General features: G+C 53.3%; 21 protein-coding genes. 6 read left to right on the top strand and 15 right to left on the bottom strand.

Going from position 1 to position 21100, the window contains the following annotated elements:
* Positions 1 to 37: 37 nt before the first annotated feature.
* Positions 38 to 2107 (bottom strand): glycine--tRNA ligase subunit beta, encoded by a 2070-nt coding sequence (gene glyS, locus ACETPC_RS14620; RefSeq protein ID WP_380182457.1) that lies wholly within the window; start codon positions 2105 to 2107, stop codon positions 38 to 40.
* Between the two features lie 9 nt (positions 2108 to 2116).
* Positions 2117 to 3025 (bottom strand): glycine--tRNA ligase subunit alpha, encoded by a 909-nt coding sequence (gene glyQ / locus ACETPC_RS14615; RefSeq protein ID WP_380182456.1) that lies wholly within the window; start codon positions 3023 to 3025, stop codon positions 2117 to 2119.
* Positions 3026 to 3991: 966 nt separating this feature from the next.
* Between glyQ and ACETPC_RS14610 the strand changes: the two genes are divergently transcribed.
* The 3 genes from ACETPC_RS14610 to ACETPC_RS14600 all read left to right on the top strand — a co-directional run bounded on the left by ACETPC_RS14610 (position 3992) and on the right by ACETPC_RS14600 (position 8932).
* Positions 3992 to 7168 carry an autotransporter outer membrane beta-barrel domain-containing protein gene (locus ACETPC_RS14610; RefSeq protein WP_380182454.1) on the top strand — a complete coding sequence of 1059 codons (3177 nt, stop codon included), beginning with the start codon at positions 3992 to 3994 and terminating at the stop codon, positions 7166 to 7168.
* Positions 7169 to 7239: 71 nt separating this feature from the next.
* Complete coding sequence (locus tag ACETPC_RS14605) at positions 7240 to 7689, top strand: CaiF/GrlA family transcriptional regulator (protein ID WP_380182453.1); 450 nt, start codon at positions 7240 to 7242, stop codon at positions 7687 to 7689.
* Positions 7690 to 7936: 247 nt separating this feature from the next.
* On the top strand, positions 7937 to 8932 hold the full coding sequence (locus tag ACETPC_RS14600) for an acyltransferase (RefSeq protein WP_380182451.1): 996 nt from the start codon (positions 7937 to 7939) through the stop codon (positions 8930 to 8932).
* Positions 8933 to 8937: 5 nt separating this feature from the next.
* Here ACETPC_RS14600 and ACETPC_RS14595 read toward each other — a convergent pair whose 3' ends face one another.
* The 11 genes from ACETPC_RS14595 to ACETPC_RS14545 all read right to left on the bottom strand — a co-directional run bounded on the left by ACETPC_RS14595 (position 8938) and on the right by ACETPC_RS14545 (position 17761).
* Entirely contained in the window at positions 8938 to 9858 is a 921-nt protein-coding gene (locus tag ACETPC_RS14595; RefSeq protein ID WP_380182449.1) for a GlxA family transcriptional regulator, read from the bottom strand.
* Between the two features lie 40 nt (positions 9859 to 9898).
* Complete coding sequence (locus tag ACETPC_RS14590) at positions 9899 to 10441, bottom strand: cysteine hydrolase family protein (RefSeq protein ID WP_380182447.1); 543 nt, start codon at positions 10439 to 10441, stop codon at positions 9899 to 9901.
* A gap of 135 nt (positions 10442 to 10576) precedes the next feature.
* A complete protein-coding gene (locus ACETPC_RS14585) occupies positions 10577 to 11566 on the bottom strand; it encodes an aldo/keto reductase (protein ID WP_380182445.1) in 990 nt (329 codons plus the stop codon).
* A 160-nt stretch (positions 11567 to 11726) separates the two neighbouring features.
* Positions 11727 to 12353 carry a LysE family translocator gene (locus ACETPC_RS14580; protein ID WP_380182443.1) on the bottom strand — a complete coding sequence of 209 codons (627 nt, stop codon included), beginning with the start codon at positions 12351 to 12353 and terminating at the stop codon, positions 11727 to 11729.
* A gap of 42 nt (positions 12354 to 12395) precedes the next feature.
* On the bottom strand, positions 12396 to 13334 hold the full coding sequence (locus tag ACETPC_RS14575; RefSeq protein WP_380182441.1) for an ornithine cyclodeaminase family protein: 939 nt from the start codon (positions 13332 to 13334) through the stop codon (positions 12396 to 12398).
* A complete protein-coding gene (locus ACETPC_RS14570; RefSeq protein WP_380182439.1) occupies positions 13334 to 13885 on the bottom strand; it encodes a carboxymuconolactone decarboxylase family protein in 552 nt (183 codons plus the stop codon). The genes ACETPC_RS14575 and ACETPC_RS14570 overlap by 1 nt, the downstream gene beginning before the upstream one ends.
* Before the next feature lie 10 nt (positions 13886 to 13895).
* Positions 13896 to 14477 carry a bacilysin biosynthesis protein BacA gene (locus tag ACETPC_RS14565; RefSeq protein WP_380182437.1) on the bottom strand — a complete coding sequence of 194 codons (582 nt, stop codon included), beginning with the start codon at positions 14475 to 14477 and terminating at the stop codon, positions 13896 to 13898.
* 23 nt (positions 14478 to 14500) lie between these two features.
* Positions 14501 to 15451 (bottom strand): branched-chain amino acid transaminase, encoded by a 951-nt coding sequence (locus tag ACETPC_RS14560; RefSeq protein WP_380182435.1) that lies wholly within the window; start codon positions 15449 to 15451, stop codon positions 14501 to 14503.
* Positions 15451 to 16860: a phenylacetate--CoA ligase family protein gene (locus tag ACETPC_RS14555; RefSeq protein ID WP_380182433.1), complete on the bottom strand. Its 1410-nt coding sequence runs from the start codon at positions 16858 to 16860 to the stop codon at positions 15451 to 15453. The genes ACETPC_RS14560 and ACETPC_RS14555 overlap by 1 nt, the downstream gene beginning before the upstream one ends.
* A gap of 103 nt (positions 16861 to 16963) precedes the next feature.
* Positions 16964 to 17383, bottom strand: a complete 420-nt coding sequence (locus tag ACETPC_RS14550) for a DUF2000 domain-containing protein (RefSeq protein WP_380182431.1) — start codon at positions 17381 to 17383, stop codon at positions 16964 to 16966.
* Between the two features lie 18 nt (positions 17384 to 17401).
* Positions 17402 to 17761 (bottom strand): Dabb family protein, encoded by a 360-nt coding sequence (locus ACETPC_RS14545; RefSeq protein WP_380182429.1) that lies wholly within the window; start codon positions 17759 to 17761, stop codon positions 17402 to 17404.
* 163 nt (positions 17762 to 17924) lie between these two features.
* On the opposite strand from ACETPC_RS14545, the gene ACETPC_RS14540 reads away from it, so the two are divergent.
* Both ACETPC_RS14540 and ACETPC_RS14535 read left to right on the top strand, forming a co-directional pair.
* The gene (locus ACETPC_RS14540; RefSeq protein WP_380182428.1) at positions 17925 to 18404 is read left to right on the top strand and encodes an Lrp/AsnC family transcriptional regulator; all 480 of its coding nucleotides are present in this window, start codon (positions 17925 to 17927) and stop codon (positions 18402 to 18404) included.
* A 198-nt stretch (positions 18405 to 18602) separates the two neighbouring features.
* Positions 18603 to 19070 (top strand): RcnB family protein, encoded by a 468-nt coding sequence (locus ACETPC_RS14535; RefSeq protein ID WP_380182426.1) that lies wholly within the window; start codon positions 18603 to 18605, stop codon positions 19068 to 19070.
* A gap of 63 nt (positions 19071 to 19133) precedes the next feature.
* Here the strand turns inward: ACETPC_RS14535 and ACETPC_RS14530 are convergent, their stop codons facing one another.
* Positions 19134 to 19754, bottom strand: a complete 621-nt coding sequence (locus tag ACETPC_RS14530; RefSeq protein ID WP_380182425.1) for a hypothetical protein — start codon at positions 19752 to 19754, stop codon at positions 19134 to 19136.
* 154 nt (positions 19755 to 19908) lie between these two features.
* Positions 19909 to 20499, bottom strand: coding sequence for an HD domain-containing protein (locus tag ACETPC_RS14525; protein WP_380182423.1), 591 nt, complete (start codon positions 20497 to 20499; stop codon positions 19909 to 19911).
* Positions 20500 to 20563: 64 nt separating this feature from the next.
* Here ACETPC_RS14525 and ACETPC_RS14520 point away from each other — a divergent pair, with 64 nt between their 5' ends.
* Positions 20564 to 21022 (top strand): MarR family winged helix-turn-helix transcriptional regulator, encoded by a 459-nt coding sequence (locus tag ACETPC_RS14520; protein ID WP_380182692.1) that lies wholly within the window; start codon positions 20564 to 20566, stop codon positions 21020 to 21022.
* Positions 21023 to 21100: the final 78 nt, after the last annotated feature.

Genomic DNA, 21100 nt, shown 5'->3' with positions numbered 1-21100 from the left:
GGCGGAACTATCCGCCCATTTTTAATGCTCAGCCTGCCTACTGCAGCAGCGAAATATCCGCTACCTGCAGGAACAGCTCGCGCAGTTTGGTCAGCAGCGTCAGACGGTTGATCCGCACTTCTTTCTCTTCTGCGTTAACCATTACCTTCTCAAAGAAGTTATCCACGGCAGTGCGCAGCTGCGCCAGCTCAATCAGCGCATCCTGATAGCGGCCTTCCGCAAAATAAGGCGCCAGCTTGCTGCTTAAAGCGGAAACGTAGGTCGCCAGCTGGATCTCTTCGTTTTCTTTCAGCAGGGAAGCCTGCACGCTGTCGTTCAGCGGCTCGCTTGATTTCGCCAGGATGTTGGACACGCGCTTGTTGGCCGCTGCCAGCGCCGCTGCTTCTTCCAGCGTACGGAAGTGCGAAACGGCTTTCATACGGGCATTGAAATCTGCCGGACGGGTAGGGCGACGGGCCAGCACGGCCTGGATGGTATCGACGCTGTGGCCTTCTTCCTGGTACCAGGTGCGGAAACGGCCCAGCATGAAGTCGATCACTTCATCTACCGCTTTAGCATTGCTCAGCTTGCTGCCGTAGAGGCGCACTGCTTCTTCAGTCAGGGTTTGCAGATCCAGCGGCAGGTTTTTTTCGACGATGATACGCAGCACGCCCAGCGCAGCACGGCGCAGCGCGAACGGGTCTTTATCGCCTTTTGGATGCTGGCCGATGCCGAAAATGCCTGCCAGCGTATCCATTTTGTCAGCAATAGCCAGCGCACAGGCTACCGGATTGGACGGCAGATCGTCGCCTGCAAAGCGCGGCTGATACTGCTCGTTCAGAGCTATCGCTACATCTTCCGCTTCGCCGTCGTGACGCGCATAGTGCATGCCCATCACGCCCTGGGTGTCGGTAAACTCAAACACCATATTGGTCATCAGATCGCATTTAGAGAGCAGGCCAGCGCGCGTCGCGTGATTCACATCGGCGCCGATTTGTCCGGCAATCCAGCCAGCCAGCGCCTGAATGCGGTCGGTTTTGTCGCGCAGCGTGCCCAGCTCTTTCTGGAACAGCACGGTTTCCAGACGCGGAAGATTATCTTCCAGACGCTGTTTGCGGTCGGTATTAAAGAAGAATTCCGCATCGGCCAGACGTGGGCGAACCACTTTTTCGTTACCGGCGATAATCTGTGACGGATCCTTCGACTCAATGTTGGTGACAAAGATGAAGTTCGGCAGCAGCTTGCCCGCGTCGTCATAGACCGGGAAATACTTCTGGTCGCCTTTCATGGTATAGACCAGGGCTTCGGCAGGCACCGCAAGGAATTTCTCTTCGAACTTCGCGGTCAGCACCACTGGCCACTCGACCAGCGAAGCGACCTCTTCCAGCAAACTTTCGCTGAGATCGGCATGGCCGCCGATTTTTCGGGCGGCGGCTTCAGCATCGGCTTTGATCTGCGCCTTACGCGCTTCGAAATCAGCCTGTACCTTGCCGCGTTCCAGCAAGATTTGCGGATACTGATCGGCAGTATCAATAGTGAACTCCGCCTCGCCCATAAAGCGGTGGCCACGAATGGTACGGCCAGATGCAATACCAAGAATAGTTGCCGGAATACTCTCTTCGCCCAGCAGCAGCGTAACGGTATGCACCGGACGCACGAACTGCACGTCGGAATCGCCCCAGCGCATCAGTTTCGGGATTGGCAGCTTCGCCAGCGAAGTAGCCACCATCGCAGGCAGCAGCGACTGCGCGCTTTCGCCTTTTACGTGGGCGCGATAGAGCAGCCATTCGCCTTTATCGGTGCTCAGACGCTCGGCCTGATCCACGGTGATGCCACAGCCGCGTGCCCAGCCTTCTGCGGCTTTGGTGGCAGCGCCGTTGGCATCAAACGCGGCGGCAATGGCCGGGCCGCGCTTTTCAACTTCGCGATCCGGCTGCGCGGCGCTAAGCGCGGCAACTTTTACCGCCAGGCGGCGCGGTGCGGCGTACCAGCTAACTTCGCCATGCGTCAGGCCAGCGCCATCCAGCTCGGCAGTCAGGTTAGCGGCAAAGGACTCGGCCAGGCTGCGCAGCGCCTTTGGCGGCAGCTCTTCGGTGCCAATCTCCACCAGAAATGTTTTTTCAGTCATGGCTGCCTCTTATTTTTTCTTGCACATCGGGAAGCCCAGCGCCTCGCGAGACGCATAGTAGGCTTCGGCCACGGCTTTGGTCAGGGTGCGGATGCGCAAAATGTAGCGCTGGCGTTCGGTGACGGAAATCGCCTTGCGCGCGTCCAGCAGGTTAAAAGTGTGACCCGCTTTCAGGATGCGCTCATAAGCCGGCAGCGGCAGCGGTTTTTCCAGCTCCAGCAGGCTTTTCGCTTCTTTTTCGTACTGCTCGAAGCAGGTAAACAGGAAGTCGACGTCCGCGTGTTCGAAGTTGTAGGTAGACTGCTCGACTTCGTTTTGATGGAAAACGTCGCCGTAGGTGGTTTTACCCAGCGGGCCGTCGCTCCAGACCAGATCGTAAACGCTGTCCACGCCCTGGATATACATCGCCAGACGCTCCAGACCGTAGGTGATTTCGCCGGTAACCGGCTTGCACTCAAGACCGCCGACCTGCTGGAAGTAGGTGAACTGCGTGACTTCCATGCCGTTCAGCCAGACTTCCCAGCCCAGGCCCCATGCGCCCAGCGTTGGGTTTTCCCAGTTATCTTCCACAAAGCGGATATCGTGGATGGTCGGATCCATACCCAGCTCTTTTAGCGAGCCGAGGTAAAGCTCCTGAATATTGTCCGGCGACGGCTTAATGATCACCTGGAACTGATAGTAATGCTGCAAGCGGTTCGGGTTTTCGCCGTAACGGCCATCGGTGGGGCGGCGCGAAGGCTGTACATAGGCGGCAGCGATCGGCTCCGGCCCCAGTGCGCGCAGGCAAGTCATCGGGTGAGAAGTGCCCGCGCCGACTTCCATATCCAGCGGCTGGACGATGGTGCAGCCCTGGCGTGCCCAGTAATCCTGTAAGGTCAGGATCAGACCCTGAAATGTCTTGGTATCAAACTTTTGCATGTTGTTTTCGCACGCGAGACGGTTTTAAAAGTGGGCGTCAGTATACCCTTTGACCGTCGGTTAGTCAGCCCGATGTTGGCGGCTGCTGTTATTGGGCATTTTCGGCATAGCTGGTGTCCCGGCATCGGTAAAGCCCGTAGCCGCTTATAAGGGCGTTGGCGCTGACCTGCTTTATGGGCAGTGGTAAAACAGGCTGCTATAGCCAAAGATCAAATTTTTATAATGGCCTGACTCTTTTTTAAAACTGAATCATTTATGGAAATAAACGGTGATTTTATGGCTGATATTACACTGTTATATTTAAGTCCGTGAATGGCAGCCTTCAGGTAAGCATCTTCGTCCTGCTTTAATAGAAGGGCACAAGAGGTAAGTGCAGGAAATTATATTTTATTTATCGCCAGAAATTTCCCGAAATTTATTTTCACCCTTAAGGCAAGGGAGCGCTCTTTTTTTGCCGTTTTTTAAAATGTTCTTAAGTGCATAAGGAAAAGATAAATTAAATGATTTTACAATTATTTTTCTTTTATTTTTGCCTTTAAGGCTATGGAGTAAAACGCGCCTTAAGGGGGTTAATAAAATAAAAACATTAAAATCAATAGCTTGATTTTAATCCTTCGAGAAATTTTATTAATTTCAGTGGTGTTATCACATAAGACTTTATTAATAATTAACTAACCTGCTTCATACATTAAAATCCTGCATCGTTACGATAAAAAATACTTGTTTTACAGCTCTGACCTGCAATTTTAAAACTCGCCTTGATATTTAACCTGGGCAAGGATTTATCCGGGAAAATATAAAAATTTGTATTTTTACTTTTCTTCTCAAGAGACCGTTTTGGTTAGAGAAGTCCGATCGATTTTAATTATTTTGGGCATCCTTGTTTCAGCTTATTTATTGTCGATACAACAAGGTTTATTTCTATAAACCTTTGTGCGTCTTTTTATGTGAAAAGGAATTGCATTGATGGAAAAAATCAGCTTCAGGCTCAGCGCTGTGGCGCTATCTGTCCTGTTTGGTCTTAGCGCAACGGCGATAGCAGCAAATGTATCATCAATTTCCGTACCCGATGTTAGCGCGCTGAGTAAAGACACCAATGGTTACTACTCTGGCGGGGGCTCGCTGTTTGTCGGCGGTTCCGATCTGACCTGGACCAACGAGGCTACAAGCGGCGCTTCATGGGAAAAAATCAATACGCAGACGGCGGGCTTCGACGCTGTAGTACGCAGCAGCGGCTACGAAGGCTATCTGAATGCGAATGCGGCCACTTTAGGGCATGACGTCAATTACTTTATTGATGAAGACTATGAGCGCTCCGTACACGGACAGCGCCTGGCCAGCTCCCTTTCAGAAACCGGCTACTCCCGTCCAGCCAACATTGTACAGGGACTGCTGATGGGGACGGCGGATAGCCGCTATACCAAAACGCAGACCGTTACTCTTTATCAACGCGATGCCAGCGGCAATATCGAATACCAGAAAGATGCCGACGGCAATTTTGTGGTGGATACCGCAGGTAACCGCATCCCGCTAACCGTCAGCAAGACCATCGAGCTGGATCGCAATTCCGATGTTTACATCCGTACGGCTGAAACCATCGGCGGTACCTTCGGCCTGGCCGACGCCACTATCTATTCCAAAGTTAAAAGCTTTAGCGGCGATGCAGTCGCGGCCGTCAATACCAGCGGCCTTCTTTATGAAACCAGCTGGAATAACCATGCGCGCGATGTGCTGAGCCTGACGAACAGCATTATTGATAACACCCTGTCTACAGACTCTTATGCGACCAATCCTGCGCTGGAAGGCAGCAGCGAAGAGCAAATTTACAGCGAGCGTCCTTATGCTGTAGGCGTGGCGATTAATCATACCGGCGTAAACTGGATGACGGACAGCGCGGGCAACCAGATTGAGTCCAGCTCCGCCACCAATATTGTACCGGCTAATGCCAATATCGTACTGGATAAGGTACAGATCACCGCGCAAAACCTGGCGGCCGTCCGCGAAGACGATCACTATACCAACAACCAGAACAACTACAGCTATTCTGCCGATACCAGCTCTACCGCGCTGGCAATCAGTGGTTCTGGCCTTTTTGCCACCCTGAACGCAGCAACGCTGACCGGCGGCGTGAACGGCGCAGGAAAATCGCTGACTTTGTCCGGACACGCTAATCGTACGGATATTTCTGCGTCCACCCTCAACGGCGATATTGTCATTGCCCACGATGGCTATACGCCAGTTATTACCGTAACCGTAAAACATGATGACAACGGTAATTACTACGCGACGGGCGCAGCTTCAGCCAGCAGTCTGCAACGCAATCAGGATGGTACCACGCTGAATGTCACCAGTAGCGTAATCAACGGCGACATCACTGCGTCTGGCGTGGCAGGTTATGAAATCCAGCTGGTGGATGTAACTGACAGCAACGCGCAGGTCAATATTGCGCCAACCGTCCATTCTACTGCTCAGGCCATCTACAACAACGCCATTAGCAGCATCAACCAGACCGTGCTGGGCAATGCCAGCAACGCATGGACGCCAGTGTCGATTAACCTCAGCAGCAGCACGCTGAACGGCGGCGTTACCGGCACCACCACGCTGAATACGCCTGTGCAGTACAGCCATGACAGCGGCGCGCGCGTATATACCTGGAATCCGGATCTAACGCTGAACGGCTCAGTCTGGAATGCAGCAGCGGACGCAAACCTGACTACAGGCAGTGAAGTCAAAGTCAGCAACGTGCACGATCTGAACCTGACGTCTTCAACGCTGAATCTGGTTAACCTGAACGAAGATACCGCTACGCTGGGCGATAAGAATCGCTATGAGAACCTCAGCACCGCGCGGGTCATCGTGCACAATAATCTTTCTCAGGATAAAGACACCAACGGTCAATATCTCGCTTCAACCATCAACGTTGGCAAAAGCGTGGTCGATCCTCTGCTGAATCTCAGCGGCGACTATGCCTGGGGTTCAATGCAGGTGAAAGGCAGCGCGGCGGGTAATTATCTGCTGCATATCGCCAGCTCCGGCGTTGAGCCTTACGTGAAAAACGGTTACCTGGCCGACAGTGCTACTGTCGATCCGCACAGCTTTGTTAACTACAAAGATGCCGGCAGCGATGCGTACTTCCACGGTGAAACCGAGCTGGGCGTTTATCAGTACGTAGCGGTCAACGAGTATGACGATACTTTGCATGGCGAGCGCAACGTTTACTTTAAAAACAACGGCAAGCTCTCTAACTCTGCCGCTACTGTGGTAAGCCTGCCAGCCGCTCAGGCCAACGTGGCCTCACTGGATGCAGACGCCCTGACGAAGCACCTGAATACTTCTCGTCACGCGGCTGATGAAGGTGGCGTGTGGCTCGCCTGGTACGGCGGTAAAAATGAGAACAAGGTTGCAGGTGATGCGGCTTATAGCCTGAAAACCAACGGCGTGATGCTGGGCGTTGATAACCGCTTTGACGCGGCGAAAGGCGGAAACTGGCTGGCTGGCGTAGCCTTCAGCTCTTCCCGTTCCGACCTGGACGTGAAAAACAGCAGCGGCGATATCGACAGCTACGGCGCGCAGTTCTATCTGTCACGTCGCTATGACAACGGCGTATTCGTTGATACTCAGGCGCAGTTCAACCACTTCAGCAACAGCGCCGACGTGCGTATGCTGGACGGCGGCAAAGCCCATGCTGAATACACCGGAAACGGCTATGGTCTGGCTATGGCGATTGGCTACACCTGGCAGCAGGACGGCTTCTTTGCTGAACCTTACGTGAAGGCGACTGGCCGTACCTTTGACGGTGCGCAGTACACCCTGAACAACGGCATGGTAGTAAACAGCAACGATTACCACTCCGTACAGGGCGAGTTGGGCGCTAACCTGGGCTACACCTTCAGCCTGAGTCAGGGTTATCTGAAGCCTTACCTCCATCTGGCCGCCATCAACGAGTTTGCTGATGACAACCAGGCCCGTATCAATAACGTAACGCTGAACAATAGCATTGATGGTGCAGCGTTCCAGATTGGTACCGGAGCAGAGCTGAAACTTAACAATGGCATCAGCGGCTACGCTGGGTTTGATTACACCAAAGGCGGCGATATCGAACGACCCTGGCAGGCGACTGTGGGCGTGAACTACAGCTGGTAAAGGGTTATCACCCACCCTGCCTCTACTTATTTTTAGAGGCAGGGTTTTTTACATCATAGAAGGAGAAAGATGTGAATTTACACCATGTAGGGAAACAACCTTTACTGCGCAAAGCGGTAAAACAACGAAACCATGACGGTGCCAACGTGCCGCCGTCACTGCAAGAATATGCCGATCAACCTTTATATGTTCTTATCGCAATGTGGTGCATGCAGCAGAACGATTGGGTCGATCGTGAACAAATCTCGGACGCTTTTGCTATTACCGAGCGGCGGGCCTCGTTTCAAATATCCTATATCTTACGCCATGCTGAGCGGATCCAGTGCCTTACCCGCAAAGTAAAAACAGAGCAAACGGGCCGCTACAGGCAGCAGCTGAAAGTGCAGCGCGTCTGCGTGGAGGAAAGTGTCCCAAAGGCAGAGCCAGCCGTCCGGCAAAGTAACCTGAAAACCGCTGTGTATCCGGAACGGCAGGAAAGCTGGCGCTGGGTTTTGACCCGGCAGGCGCCAGGGATGAAATAATCCCATAGGGCATCATTCCGCCATGCCGGACGAGCGATTTTACGTGAAAATAAGAAACGCCGTTTTGTAAACCTTGTTACGCTACAACTGGTTTTGCCAGCCAGGGAAAATTAAGCGGGACGGAGAGATTCAGCCCGCTTAATGCAAACCAGCCTTTCGGGGAGAGTCTGATTTCTTGCCGCTGAGGTTGTTGAACATTTCACGCCCGGCTACCCTCTGTTACGCATTGATGCGAGGAGAGGGAAAGATGAAAGAAAAGATCGCCTGGATAGATAACCTGCGCGCGGTGGCCTGCCTGATGGTAATCATGATCCACACCACCACCTGGTATATAACCAATGCGCCAAAGGTAGGAGAGCATACCTGGGATCTTTCTAATCTGCTGAATTCCGCCTCCAGGGTTTGCGTGCCTCTCTTTTTTATGATTTCCGGCTTTCTCTTTTTCGGCGAGCGCAGCGCACAAGGCCGCCATTTCCTGCGCATCGTGCTTTGCCTGCTGTTTTACAGCGCGGTGGCACTGGCTTATATCACGTTGCTGACGCCTATTAGCCAGGGCATTTCTATCCGGCTGCTTTTCCAAAAACCCGTGTTTTATCACCTGTGGTTCTTTTTTGCGATTATCGCTATCTATATGCTTTCGCCGCTAATCCAGGTAAAAAACGTCCGTCCGGGTTATCTGGCGGCGGTAGTGCTGGTGCTGGCGGTGCTGGGCAATCCCAATACTGTCGATCAATCCGTAGGCCATTTTCAGTGGTTGCCGCTAAATCTTTATATTAACGGCGACAGTTTTTATTACGTGCTTTACGCATTGTTTGGCCGCGCGCTGGGCACAATGGAGACCGGCGGGCGCGGCATCAGCTGGCTGGCTGGCGTTACCTTTATGCTTTGCGTGGCGGGCATTGCGCTGGGAACGAAGACCCAAATGGCGATCAACGGCGCTTTTGCCGATACCTGGTATTTATACTGCGGCCCGGTTGTGTTTATTGCCGCTGTCAGCCTGCTGGTGCTGTTTAAAAACGCGCTCAACAGAAAGATTTTGCCGGTTCTGGGCGTTATTTCGCGTAACTCACTGCCCATTTACGGTTTCCATGCGTTATTTATCCATTTTATGCGCACGCATCACTTTGATCATACCAATCGGCCGCTGCTGGATATCCCGCTGGTTTTCGCCATCACCCTGGTGGGCAGTCTGGCGCTGGCGCTGGGGCTGAGGAAGCTGGACAGGCGACAGCTGGTGAGTTAAGCGGTTTAATCAGGCCAGCGCTGAAGCGCACGTCTGAGCTGGCGAGAGGAAGAAAAACCTGCCGCCAGCGCCGCCTTTTCCGCGCCTTCGCCTTGCTGTAGACGTTGATGGGCAAGCGCCAGCTTTAGCTGCTCTTGATAATCCCGAACGCTCATCCCCAGGTGCAGCCTGAACAGGCGCCTCAGATGACGGGCGCTGACATGAACGCGTGCGGCAATTGCCTCCAGCGTCCAGGTTTTTTCCGGCTCGGCTATCAGCAAATCCTGCGTGCGGTGGATCACCGGATTGATATGGTTGCGGTGGCGCAGCCAGGGTGAAAGCTGGGGATCGTCGCCCGAGCGGCGGAACCAGACGACCATTTCCCGCGCCACTGCCAGAGCCGCCTGGGAACCGCATAGCCGATGAATCAAATGCAGCGCCAGATCGATACCCGCCGTAATGCCTGCGCTGGTATAGATATTGCGATCTTCCACGAAAATGCGCTCTTCTTCGATAATCGCTGCTGGTTCTGCGCTTCTCAGGCGATGGATCACTTCGTGATGAGTAGTACAACGCACACCATGTAGCAGGCCGCTGCGGGCCGCCAGAACAGCGCCGGAGCAGACGCAAACCAGCTTAATGCGCTGCGCGTGGATAGCTGGCTGTAGGCGCATCAGCCAGTGTTGTGCCGCGATGGCCTGCGGCGTATCGAAAGAAATGGCGGAGTCCGCCACGCCCGGGATGACTAACAGACTGCCGTCGGGCAAACTCTCCGGCAGCGGCCCCACCTGACCGATTGCCATGCCCGTTGATGTCATTACGCTCTCCTCTGGCCCAATATAGTGCAGGCTAAAGGCCCCATCTGCTAACTGCAATGTTTCCGCCGGGCCGGTCATATCCAGCGTCATGACGCCGGGCAAGGTTAAAAACCAGACTGGATAGGCCATATTTTTTACTCTCCTGGGATTAGCCGCAGCGGCTGGGCTTCTACGCCAGCGCCTGTAAACACTCTTCAACGGTCGCTATAGTGGCAAAGCGATTGATCAATACGCTTTCGGTGCGGTGACGTAAATCCGCGATGCTGAGCCTGATATTTTTATGCGTAATCGGAAAAGTTAAGGTCGCTTCGGTAACGAAGGTAACGTTATAGCCCAGATCGGAAGCCACGCGGGCGGTGGTTTCACAGCACTGTTCAGTGCGAATGCCGCTGATAATCAAATTTTTAATCTGGCGTTCGCGAAGCCACTCGTCCAGCCCGGAGTCGGTCAGTGCGTTATGGACTCCTTTGTGTACCGTCGTCATTGCCTGATGGGACAAAAAAGGCAGGCGTTTCACCAGGCCCGAGGAGAGGGAAAAAGGCCCTTCGCTTTCTACATGAAACACATCCACAACGGGAATGCCACACGCCTGACAGCCGGCGATCAGCTGGCTGAGTTTTTGCTCAAAAGCGGGCGTTTCTTCTGTTTCCAGATAACCACGGTGATAAAAAGATTCCTGCGCGTCAATCACTAAAAGTAGGGTGGCGGTCATTTCAGGCTCCGTTATCAGCAAGGGGAAGCCCATCATGACGGGTGCAGGACGCAAGCTGAAGGCCAAAAGCGGACAGGATTGCGTGTGGAAAGGACAAAGGCTGGCGTTATGCCGCGGCCAGCCTTTATTCTGGTATTAACGTCCCACGCGAGCCTGGATTTCTGCCGGGTAGCGCTCGCCGACGACTTTCACTGTTTCCAGCGCCTGGCTAATTTTTTGCAGATCGCTTTGGCTCAGTGAAATGTCGGTCGCCGCCAGGTTTTCCTCCAGCCTGTGTAGTTTAGTGGTGCCGGGAATTGGCGCTATCCAGGGTTTTTGCGCCAGCAGCCAGGCCAGAGCTATCTGCGCGGAAGTTGCCTCTTTTTCTGCCGCCAGATCCGCCAGCAGTGTAATCAGCTTTTCGTTGGCCTCCAGCGCTTCTGCGGCGAAGCGCGGTACCTTGCTGCGAAAATCATCTTCGCCGAAGGTTTTGCCTGCTCTGATCGCGCCGGTAAGGAAACCTTTGCCCAGCGGGCTAAAAGGCACAAAGCCGATACCCAGCTCTTCCAGCAGCGGCATGATTTCCTGTTCCGGCTCGCGCCACCACATCGAATATTCGCTTTGCAGCGCCGCTACCGGCTGCACCGCATGCGCGCGACGAATAGTGTTTGCGCCAGCTTCAGAAAGGCCGAAATGTTTTACTTTACCTTCCGCAATCAGATCTTTTACCGCGCCCGCCACGTCTTCGATTGGCACTTCCGGATCGACACGATGTTGGTAAAGCAGATCGATAACGTCCGTTTTGAGCCTGCGCAGCGAGCCTTCAACCGCTTTGCGAATATGTTCCGGGCGGCTGTTTAAAATCTGCTGCTTGTTGTCATCGCCAAAAGTGAAGCCGAATTTGGTGGCAATAACCACGCGATCGCGGAACGGCTTTAGCGCTTCGCCAACCACTTCTTCATTCAGGTAAGGGCCATAAACTTCCGCCGTGTCGAAGAAGGTGACGCCGCGCTCAACGGCGGCGCGGATCAGTTCGACGGCCTGTCTGGTTTCGGTAGCCGGGCCGTAACCGAAGCTCAGCCCCATACAGCCGAGCCCAAGCGCGGACACTTCCAGCCCTGACTGACCAAGGATACGTTTTTGCATGATGATCTCCTGACTAATTTGAGAAGCAGCTTTTACAAAAGAGAAGATCATTATGAAGAAAAGAAGCAGGTGGATAATGGGCTATACCGGGATAGCGATGATGAATGATACTCATAAATAGAGAAGAGTGCTCCGGCAGTAAGCTGCCGGGGCAGAAGCATTACAACGTTTTCGCCACCATGCCGACAGCGGCCAGCAGCATAATCGCGCCAGCCGAACGGAACAGGATTTTCTGCGCATGGGCGCTGGTTAAAAAATGCCGGATCCTGAGCGCAGCCAGGATAAAAATGGCCCCAACGGCCAGCAGCACAAGGATCGTCAGCGGCACCAGCATCATGCCCCAGGTTTGCAGCGAAACGTTATCCAGCGACATAACCAGCGGCAGAATGGCCAGATAAAATGCGATGGTTTTTGGATTGCCCAGCGTAATAGTTAAACCGGAAAACCAGGCGGAAAACAGTTCCTTGCGGTCAGCACGCCGGTCGATATCAATCGCCTGTGGATTGTATTTCCAGAACTGCCAGGCAAGCCAGCAGAGGTAGATCGCTGCCGCCCAGTTAATCAGCGTAAACAACGGGGTAAAGCTGTGCGCAATCACGGCCAGACCAAATACCGCGATGGAAAGATAGATAAGATCGCCAAGGATCAAACCAGTGAGCATGGTAAAACCGGTAACGGCGCCGCTGCTGACGCTGCGCGCAACCAGCGCAGTCATACCCGGCCCGGGAATAGCGGCCGCCAGACCCAGCGCGGCGATATAGGAGAGAATTTGTGCGGTTCCTAACATGAGTTTCCCTTTACGTAGTAGTTCTGATGCGTTTTCCCTGCATCATTTAATGGAGCTGGCCAAAGCAACGAGAGCCCTGGCAAAAACCAGATCCTGCGCCGCTACGCCGACAGATTTAAACAGAGTCGATCTGGCAACCAAAGTTGTAGAAGGATCCTGTTCGCCAATTTCTTTGCCGCGCCGATCGGCAGCGATCAGTCCCTGGTCTCGCGCTTGATTCAGGCAATCTGATGCATGCCAGACCGCCTCACGTGAATCCACGTAGAGCTCAACGGCGGGATAAACATCGGCAGCGAGTTCCTGAAAACCGCGAGCCGAAGCGCCGACCGCATTAATGTGGCAGCGCGGCGGCAAATCGCGCCGATGTAAAAAAGGTTTCTTTGCCGCTGTCAGGGTGCAGATAATGTCCGCATCCTGTACGGCCTGCGCTGGCGTATCGGCAATAGTTACCGGCAGGTTGTAGCCGCCACACCATTCGGCAAATTGCGCTACGCGCTCCGAGTTTCTTCCCCAGAGCGAGATCTGGCGAATCGGCCTGACGGCCAGCAGCATCTGCACATGTTTCCTGGCCTGAACGCCCGTACCCAGAATGGCCAGATGCCTGGCATCAGGCGGGGACAGGAGCTTTGTCGCCAGCGCCGAAGCTGCCGCGGTGCGGATTTCAGTCACGGAGCCTGCATCCACCATCGCCATACCGCCATCGGCAAAAGCGTCATACAACAGAATGGCGCCTTCGTGTGAAGCGCGCCCCGGCTGGCTGAAATCGACCTTAACGGTTTTCAGGCCAAAACCGGCGTAAGGGCCGCTCCTGATATAAGCGGGCATGGTGCCCATCAGGCTTCCCTCTCCGGAAGCGATGACAGATCGCAGCGTCTGCTCTACCTCGCCCCGGCTGACCAGGGCGAAAGCTTCCTGACTAAGCTGTAGCGCCAGCGCCGGAGATAATGTCCGCTCGACAAACTCACGGTCAAAATAACGCATTAGCTGGCTTCCTGACTGGTCGTCATAAACTGCGGCTCAATATCCGTTTCGGCTACGCTGTTTAACAAGGTAGACATCGTTTTTTGCGCGACCCCAAGGATAACGTCCAGCATATTTTCCTTAGTGAAGCCAGCCTGCAGGAACGCGCTGGCCTCGTTAGCGGGAATATGGCCCTGTGCCAACGCCACGGCGCGCGTAAACTGGTGCAGCGCTGACAGTCGAGAAGGAAGTGCCTCCGGCTGCGTCAACAACTGACTGATTGTCCCGGCGGCTACGCCTTTATGCTGCGCTATCCAGCTATGTGCCTGAATGGTATAGGCGCAGTCGTTAATCATACCGGTCGTTATCCAGACAATAGCCCGCTCTTCTTCATTCAGCGAACACGCCGAAAAAGCGTCATGCGCGAACTGGTAAGAAGAAAGCAGAGCAGGTGATTCGGCCATATAGGCGCTTTGCCAGGGGATCCAGCCGAAACCGTCAATTGAGCTTTGTAGCAGCGGGCGGCTGGCGGCTGGCGCGCTGTCAATGGTATGCAGGGTAAGCAGTTTCATCGAGAATTCCTTATGGCAGTTGTGAGCCGAACACGGACCAGAGCATATGAATAGGCCGGACGGCGGAAACAAATTTCAAGTTATGCAGACGGGCGGCTATCTCGGTGGTGAGCGCCATATCCACTTCGCCGCAGGCTGCGGCCTGAGCCGCCGCGCTGGTCGACGGCATCTCCACAATACGTTCGACTTTTAATCCCGCAGGCAACAGCTCCTGAATCAAAGGCACAGGCGCAGGATGGGAGGCGATATAAAGCGGGCGATCGGGCAGCGCTTTAGAGGCCACCAGACCATAGAGCGGCGTATCGAATAAAAATGTCGCCAGCAGCTTCAGGCTGGTATCCATATAAAAGTCATTTATTCTGGGATAGGCGTTAGCGACAATAAGTAACCCGCTAGCGCTGCGTAAATTATCTCTGGCTAATTCGTAAGTATTATTAAGCCGTAGAGCGTGTTGACTTTGCTCATATCGCTCATTCATCCATCTGCAAAAAAACTGTGAAGCATATTCACTGCTTGTTCCTCTCGGGCCAAGCGTATAAACAGGTAAATTGATTGCGCGGTCTAAACCCATATCCATAAAATGATTGTTCATTTTTTTTCGCCTGAATATTTTTATTAATACACCGAGGTCAGCCAGCTTTGATAATCTTTGAGTTCACCACGCACAGCCTGTTGATAGACTTGCCTGATTTTTTGCGTCACGCTTTCGCTTGCCATACTTTGTAAAGCGTGATGGTCCAACTGTTTAACCGGTGCAATTTCCAGTCCGGTTCCGCTAAGGAAGCATTCGTCAGCCGTTAATAACTCCGAAGGTAAAATATCCCTTTCTTCTACTGTCATATTAAAGAAATCCTTCGCAAGTGTAATAACACTATCGCGGGTAATGCCTTCTAAAATATGGGCAGAGATCGGCGGCGTAATCAGTTTGCCTTTTTTTACCACAAAAATATTGGCGGTGGTCGCCTCGGCTACGTTGCCGTGACTATTGAGCATCAGTGCGTCATCGTAGCCACCGCGTTGAGCCGCTTCCATTGCCAGTGCGGAGTTAACATAGCTGCCGGTGATTTTAGCGCGGGCTGGCACAGCGTTATCCGACACTCTGCGCCAGCCTGAGATCGTGCAGCGCAGGCCATCCTGTTTAACGTAAGTTGTCATTGGCAGACTGTTGATGGAAAAGCCGCTGCTGACGCCGGAAAGCCGGACGCCAAAGCCGCTGCCCGGTAGCAAATGCCGCTTGAAAGCGAGCGGACGAATATAACAATCGCCTTGCGTATCATTGCGTTGCAGCAGGTCGCGGACGGTAGCCGCTATTTCTGCCGGTGTCGGCAGATTGATTAGCAGCAGCGAGGCGGAGCTGATTAGTCTTGCAATGTGCGCATCCAGGCGGAAAATATTAACGTTACCGCCGTCATGGCTGGCATAGCCGCGAATTCCTTCGAAAACGCCCGTTCCATAATTAAAAGCCTGAGTCGTAACGGGTAGCTGCGCCAGCTGTGCGGCAACCATTTCTCCGTTGAGGTAAACCCAGGGATGGTGTGCAGGCTTGGTATCCATCGCTTCGCTCATTATTTAAACCCACGGTTAATCAAAGCCAGCGCGGCATCACGATCCGTATTGTCGCCTTCCGGACGCAGATCGTGCAGGCGTGCGGCTTTCCAGCTGACCATGGCAGAAGTTCCTGTCACGGCGGCGGTTTCTCCGGCGGTGAGCCTCACCTGCACGCCTTCAATCTTTTGTTCTATCCATTTTTTTACTTCCGCCAGCTGTGGGCCGACATCCTGGTTCGGATCGAACATCTCTACGGTAATATCCAGCACGTCCGTTTGCTGCTGGCGATCGATACGAATGGCGTAGTCCAGACAGCCATGCAGTTTATCCAACAGCGCCGCTTCTAACTCCCAGGCGCACCACGGCCTGCCGTTAAGGGTCAGCACATCGCGTACGCGGCCCAGCGGCAGCAGTTTCTGGCTGCCGTCAGGCATCCAGGTTGAACGCACTAGGTCGCCAGTGCGATAGCGGATCAGCGGCTTCTGCCCCTGATAAAGATGGGTAATAACCAGCTCACCTGTCACCTGCCCCTGAGTAATGTCAAAGCTCTCTCCGCTAACCGGATCGATCACTTCATAAAAGTTATTTAACGGTACGGTGTAGAGATAGCTGTCATAGCTACAGACGGCCAGAATGGAGGATTCCTGCGAGGCATACATGCAGCTGTAAACCTGAGCGCCCCAGATTTCGCCGATATTCCTTAATAGCGCGGGGGTAGTCAGTTCGCCAACGGTGAGGATTAGTCTTACGCTGCTTTCCGCAGCATCCCGACCCGCTTCTTTCATAAAACGCGCTACGGCAATTGCTACTGCTGGCGTACAAACCAGTGCGGTAATTTTCAGCTCGTCAATCAGCGTCATGACCCGCTTCATGCCGACTACCGGCGAACGGGGCCACATTTTTACCACGCTGTGGCCCAAACTGCGGAAAACATCCTCGAACGTATCGCCAGTTGAGTGAAGCTCGCTTGGCCCCATCACGCCCACAATATGATCTTCGCCGTGCTGATTGAAAATTTCCCGATAGTGAACGATCAGCGGCGTATTATTGTAGATAGAATCAATTTCATTACGCGGGCAAGGCGTGGGCGAGCCGGTAGTACCGGTAGTCTCGTAATAAATCCAGCTTTTATGTAAAGGAGAGGAAGCCAGCGATGCGCCCTGCGAGCGAAGATCGTCTTTCGTGGTGAAAGGGAGTCTTTTTATATCGCTGGTAGTTAAATTTTCTATATCATTAAAGGTCAGGCCAGAAAGTCTTTCTCTGTAGAATGGCGAATGGGTAGTAACATGTTTTAATATTTCTCTTAACGCTTTATTTTGGTGCGAAGAAAGTTCGTCAATATTAATTCCACCCGCTTCAAAATGACTGTGCTGACTATATATTTCTTTGGCTTTGAGGAAAAGGTCTTCTTTAAATATAGCGTACATAAGGGTTTCCTTAAATTAAGGGATGTACAACCAGACGGCATAGTTATCCGCAACGAGCATAAGGTGCGCGTTGCAGAGGCCGGGATAAAAAGAATTTAATTATTTATTTATAAAGCGCAAGATTACCGGTCAGTCTGGTGATTCTTTTCTTCGGTCCAATCAGCCCTATAGCGACCAGCTCAATATTTTCACTGCTGACTGAAGAAATTCTTTCACCATATTCGTCATAAGTTTTGCAGGATTGCGCCAGCGCGCTGAAGGGCATAGCGTAAATGTCTTCTTCTTTAGCGATTCGCTGCAGTTCCCGAATATAGTCACTAGGCGCCAACAGTACCGGCAGCGGGCTATAAATTACGCCCGGATAGTTAACTTCATCCACGCTCTGCATATCCGGGCCGACCAGATTCTCCGTTGTGCGGCCAAAACTAATACCAATTACGCTGGCGGCGTTCATGGCCAGTCCGGCTGGTAAATCTTTATCAATAATAATGGTGCAGCGATGCTGGCTGGCGTCGAATTTCATTTTAACCTCTTGAAAATATTAGTTGTATGTGGCTCCAGCGGCACCCAGCGCGCTTAACAGACCCGTATTAAGTGTGAAATCGCTTTCCAGGTCGATATCCACCACTACCCAGTCAGCAATGGCCTGCCATTTTGCGACGCCCTGTTGATGATTGGGATGGACCAGATAGGCTTCCAGTTCTTCCCGATTATTGAACAGACCGGCAACGACGAAATCTGCCGCGATCTTCCGACGGGCGATATTTCTGCCGCAGGTCCATCCTTTAATTTCTGCGATGTGATTAGGATGGTCTCTGGTTTCGCGCTCAGCCTCTATGGCCTGTAGTGAAGCCCAGCTCCACGGGCTTTTAAAGGTAAAGGATACAATATGCATTAACATGGTTGTCTCACTATCTTTGCCGGTTATTGCAACTATTCATTAAAAAAACAAAAGTATTATGGCGGAATAAATGAGGAAATTGTTACCTATATTGCTTGCCTAACCGGTTTTGCCAGGAAAAAATGACCGCTATAACGTGGCTAAGAGAAAGGAATGTTCTGCTATGACCCTGGATAAGACAGAAATAAAAATCCTGCAGCTGTTGCAGGATGATGCCCGCATGACCAATCAGGTGCTGGCGGAAAAAGCAGGCATGTCGGCATCGCCCTGCTGGCGTAAAGTGCGCAGGCTGGAGGACGATGGCATTATTCAGGGATACCGGGCCGTGCTGGATCGGAAAAAAATCGGCCTGGGCGTGATGGTCTTTGTCCGCGTGGTGATCGACAGCCACAGCGAGGCGGAGGCCCGCAAATTCGAGGAAGAAGTTAGCGCGCTGGAAGAGGTCGTCTCCTGTTACAGCATTGGCGGCGATGCTGATTTTCTGCTGCAGGTAGTGGCGCAGGATCTGGATTCTTATGCCGATTTTGCGATGTCGGTTATCCGCCGTCTGCCCGGCATAAAAGAGATGCAGAGCATGTTTGTGCTGAAAGAGATCAAGCCGCTGGCGACGCTGCCGGTCGCCAATCCTAAATCGATTAAATAGACTCCCTTATGGCGTACCGTCGGTGGTTTTTGATCGGTACGACAAGGGGCAGCATAAAAGATAAAGCGGTGGCAAAAAGGCGGGTCGCGTTTTCCCCGCTTCCCTTGCCCGAAAAGAAAGGATAATGTGCGCGTGACAAAGTGGCGCTTCCTCGCTGACCAGTGCCACTGATAATTCCTTTTCTCAGCGGAGAAACTCATGAGCAAGTCGAAGTTCGTTCTTTTGTCTGTCCTTTTGGCCGCTGCGCCGTTAGTTTCCACAGCTTTCGCCGAGGAGGCGCCGGTCGCTGCACCACAGGATGCGCCAGCCGCTCCGGATGCACCAGCTGCGCCTGAGGCTCCACAAGCCCCTGTCGCGCCGGAAGCGCAAACGCCTGCGCAGGCGCAGTCGCCGTCGGGTGAGGAAGCCGCGCCGCAACGCGATCCGGCGCATCCCTACGAAATCCAGTATTTCTTTGCTGATTTTCAGCGCTTTACTATCGGCAGCGTAGTGCCCGATCGTTACCGCACTAAAAAATATGAAATTGTGGACTGGAAAACCCGCAACCTGCCAGCACCTGAAGAAGGCAGCAACTGGACCTATATGGGCGGCAACTACGTGCTGATTTCCAAAGCGGACGGTCGCATCCTGAAAGCGGAGTCCGGCGATATTTTCTATCGGCAGTAGGCATAAAAAAGCCCGGTTTTTACACCGGGCTTGCAGACCGCCGGCGGCGCGGCGGGCAACGTTTTACGCTGCTTTCGCTTTAGGGCGATCGCCGTACAGATAGCTTAACGAGGCCAGCAGGCACAGGCTGTATCCCAACAGTTCACAGCCTTCTTCCGCCATGTTTTTCACCGTATGGTTATAGCCGTCCAGCATCAGGTGCTGCCAGAGGTCGCGCATGCCGAACAGGCGGGCGAATACCAGGATGGTCAGTAAGCCCGCACACATCATGCCCCAGCTGGGATGGCGCAGCAGATCGGCCAGTCCCGCTACGGCGCGCTTTGGCTGTGGCGCAGCGATGGCGATACAAACTGCCGTAGCCGCCAGCGCGAACCAGACCCAGCTACCATGCGACAGCTCGTCAAATAAAAAGTCCAGCTCGCGGATCAGCATGCAGGTAAAAAAGCCGCCGATCAGTACCAGCGTCGGCCTGACGGCAGGCTGCCGGAAGGCGGCATGAAAGAAGAGTAGCGCGATGGTCAGCAGCATTAACTCCTGAGCGATTTCGGTAAACGATGTTTCATGGACGCCATTGTTCATCCAGCGTACATCGATAAAAACCATTCCCATCATTGTGGCGAGAAACAGCGCGCAGCCAAGAAAAGCCAACGCCTTGCGGCGGATAAAAAGTAAATCAGATTGCATAACGCCCCTTATTTTAGTCGGGGCGATTATAGGTATCGATTCAGCAAGGGCTTACCAAATAATGCCGCCCGCACGCGGCATTGACGGTATTACCGGGTTAAAAACACTGATTTGAGTTAATAAGATGCTTAAAAAGGCCGGAACGCTGCTGGCGCTACTCCGGCAGCTGATATTTCTGCTGCTGGCGGTCGAACCAGACGGGCGGCACATGATGCGGCGCCAGCTTGAGTTGCCCGATGCCGTTTTCGATGATAGTGGAAGCCTGTTGCCACAGCCCGCTGTCGCCAGCCTTAAGCAATTCGATTTGCACACGCTTTTCCACCAGATAGACGCGGGCAAAATGCGGGTCGTAGTGAACTATTGAGCGCGTATTATCGATAATGTCAGCCAGTTTGATGGTTTGGGCATCGCCCGATGCCTGCGCGGTATGACAAAAATGCGCCACTTTGCGCGCCGCGCGATTTTTCGCCTGCGGCTGTTTGCTGTCGGTCAACATCGCCACCAGGGAGGCGACCTCTGCGCCGAAATGGCTTTCAATATCCGCCAGGGTGCTTGAAGTGTCTTCCACAGTATCATGCAGCCAGGCTGCTGCCAGCATTGTCTCGCTGTCGGTAACACTGCGCACCAGTTCTGCTACCGCCGCCGGATGCACGATATAAGGCTCATCGGTATATTTGCGACGCTGGCCCGTTTCCGCATGCGCTTTGCTGGCGTAGCGGCGGGCCTTCTCTTCCAGTGAATACATCCTTTCCCCCCTGAGCATTAAGATTCGCTTGCAATTATGTAGCGCGCTATTTATATTTTTGACCATGATCAGAGATAAAGATGACAAAAAAGTAGAAGCCTCGCCACTGTTGCTTGATCAACAGCTTTGCTTTGCGCTTTACTCCGCAAACCTGGCGTTGCACAAGCTTTACCGGCAACTGCTGGCGCAGCTTGATATCACCTATCCGCAGTATCTGGTAATGCTGGTGCTGTGGGAGCGCGATGACGTCACGGTTTCTGATATCGGCGAACGCCTTTTCCTGGATTCGGCCACGCTGACGCCGCTGCTGAAAAGATTAGAGGCGGCTGGCCTGCTGAATCGTCAACGCTCGCGTAAAGATGAGCGCCAGGTAGTGGTTACGCTAACTGAACAGGGCCGCGAACTGCGCCGGAAAGCGGTCGATCTGCCGCAGGCCGTCAGCAGTGCTGCCGCCTGCGATGAAGAAAAGATGCGGGCGCTGAAAGCGGAGCTGGAACAGCTGCGCGATAACCTTAACGGTTAAGAGCGGGCCGCCGCGTCCGTTGAAGAAAGACTATACTGATTACAGTCGCTACATTAAGTCGCTCGCGATTTAATAGCG

This window comes from Pantoea sp. sgz302252, assembly GCF_042610525.1.
GTDB lineage: Bacteria > Pseudomonadota > Gammaproteobacteria > Enterobacterales > Enterobacteriaceae > Erwinia.
The sequence above is the reverse complement of the archived record's forward strand: the minus strand, read 5'-3'. Positions and strand labels throughout refer to the sequence as shown.